The organism is Amaricoccus sp. (assembly GCF_036846665.1).
In the GTDB taxonomy this organism is placed as follows: Bacteria; Pseudomonadota; Alphaproteobacteria; order Rhodobacterales; family Rhodobacteraceae; genus Amaricoccus.
Genome location: NZ_DAIUBO010000387.1, coordinates 1 through 2,072 on the forward strand (window position 1 = coordinate 1; position 2,072 = coordinate 2,072).

The following is a 2,072-nucleotide window of genomic DNA, read 5'->3' on the forward strand; positions in this document are numbered from 1 at the left end:
GCCCGGCGGGCCGTTCCCCGAGCTCGGCCCGGCAGGGAAAATACGGCATGTAGACCATCGAGGCCGGGACCAGCACCGGGTGCGCCCCGATCGGCGCCCAGGCCCAGGCCCATCCGAGCAGCGTGTCGCGACCCGCCGGGGTGAAATCGCCCGGCTGGTCGGGGTGGAACATCGCGAAGGAGCCCGGCCCGAAGAGGGCATGGTCCCGCGACAGCGCCTCGGCGGTCCCGAAGACCAGATCCTCCGGCGCGAATTGCGAGGCGCAGTAGCGCTCCAGCCCCTCGCCGATGGCGGCGCCGCGGGCCGCGGCCTCGGTCAGCCCGGAGCCGCCGTTGTTGTCGTAGCAGGGATGCGGGCTGTAGCGGGTGGTGTCGGCCATCTTGACCGAGGCATTGAAGATCCGCGGCTCCCCCGGCTCCACGGGAATGTCGATCACCCAGCGCACCAGCCCGGTCAGGCTGTCGGCGGCGAGCGCCGGCATCGCCGCGTTCATCCCCCCGGCTCCGGTCGCGCCTGCTGCCAGGCATGGATCGTCGGCCGCCCGCTCGCCGGTCGGCCGCAGGCCGGGCAGCGCGGGATCTTCAGCACCGGATGGCGCCGGCCCTCCATGGTCATCAGGTCGAGCGTATAGAGATGGCCGTAGCAGGACGGCGCCGCGAACCAGGTGATCGCCTTGACCACCTCGAGCAGCAGCAGGTCCACCCCCGGCGTGACCGCCAGCGCCACCGGCTTCAGGGCCGCGCCTCGCTGGAACTCCTCGATCAGCCGGTGCGCGCTCTCGCTCGGCGCGTTGCTGGCGATGCGAAGCCGGAAGCATTCGTAGCAGGGCGTCTCCCCCGGCAGGATCGTCGGGCCGATCCGGAATTCGAGCCCGAGGCTGCGGGCGCTCGTCCAGGGCAGGCCGTGCTTCAGCGCCATGCGGTTGACCCGCTCGAACAGGTCCGGATCATGGGCGTCGGGGCAGAGCACCGCGAAACTGCTTGCCTCGAGCACCGCCTCCAGCTCCGCTTCGCCGGGCACCTCGGCGATCCCGCGGAACGTCATGCCGGGGACGGCGGCGGCGCATCGGCGCTTCAGCGCCTCGACCCGCGGCATCCCGAGGTCGGCCTTGCCGAAGGACGCCTCGCCGCCGAGGTCACCGGCGGCGACCGGGGCCGCGTCGATCACGGTCAGATGCCCCGCCCCAGAGACCGCGAGGCCCTGCGCCAGCCGCGCGCCGATCCGCCCGGCGCCGAAGACCGCGATGCGGGCCTCCGCGAGGCGCTGCTGGTATTCCGCGCCGCTGCGGGCCAGTCCCCGCGGCGTGGCGGCCTCGGCAAGCTCGGCGGGCAGGGCGAATTGCGAGAAGAAGGCGACCTGCGCGCGCTCGCCTGCGCTTCGGCGCGATTGCACCGGATCGGAGGGCTCGACGATCCCGGCCTTCATCAGGTCGTCCAGCACCGCCGCCACCTCGTCGCGACCGTAGCGCTCCAGCGCCGCGACGATCTCCGCCCCGGTCCGCCCGCCGTCGAGGAGCGGGATCAGCGCCTGGAAGATCCGATCGGCACGCCCGACCAGCGCCAGCGACTGGGTCCAGGAATGCAGATGCACCCGATCCGGCCCGTCGGGGATCGGCGTGATCCTGTCGGCGATCTTCAGCCGCTCATCCGTCATGATGCATGCCGCCCGCATCGTCCGGCGGGGCTTCCACGGCCCGGCCGGGATGTCCCGAGGTCAGTGACGGTCGGTCACTACTTGACGTAGCTGCTGCTGCAGCTCGAGCTGCCCCAGCAGGAACAGCTGCAACTGCAGCACGAGGATCCGTCGGTCCTGAACAGCACGAAGAGCCCGATCTCCGAGACGATGCTGGTATTGGACTGCAGCTCCTCGATCTCCTTGCCGGAATGCACCGAACGGGAGAAATCGTCGCCGAGCAGGCGGTTGTAGGACACGCTCGCCATCGACCGGACCTGCGCGGGCTCGATCTCGATCAGGGGACGCGCCGATTTCACCTTGCCCACGCGCTCGGCGATCGCCTGGATGTGGCGGTCCCCGCCCACCATGTCGAGCTGGGCCCCGGATCCGCGCAACTC

3 protein-coding genes are annotated in these 2,072 nt (G+C 71.4%); all 3 read right to left on the reverse strand.

Annotated features, from left to right (window positions below):
• Nucleotides 1-493, reverse strand: a 493-nt coding sequence (locus tag V7050_RS20620; RefSeq protein WP_324411229.1) for a YcaO-like family protein, incomplete at its 3' end; no start/stop codon positions are given.
• On the reverse strand, nt 490-1,653 hold the full coding sequence (locus tag V7050_RS20625) for a TOMM precursor leader peptide-binding protein (RefSeq protein WP_324367514.1): 1,164 nt from the start codon (nt 1,651-1,653) through the stop codon (nt 490-492). The genes V7050_RS20625 and V7050_RS20620, both read right to left, overlap by 4 nt.
• Before the next feature lie 77 nt (nt 1,654-1,730).
• Nucleotides 1,731-2,072 (reverse strand): hypothetical protein (locus V7050_RS20630; RefSeq protein WP_324411231.1); only part of this gene is annotated, 342 nt, incomplete at its 5' end.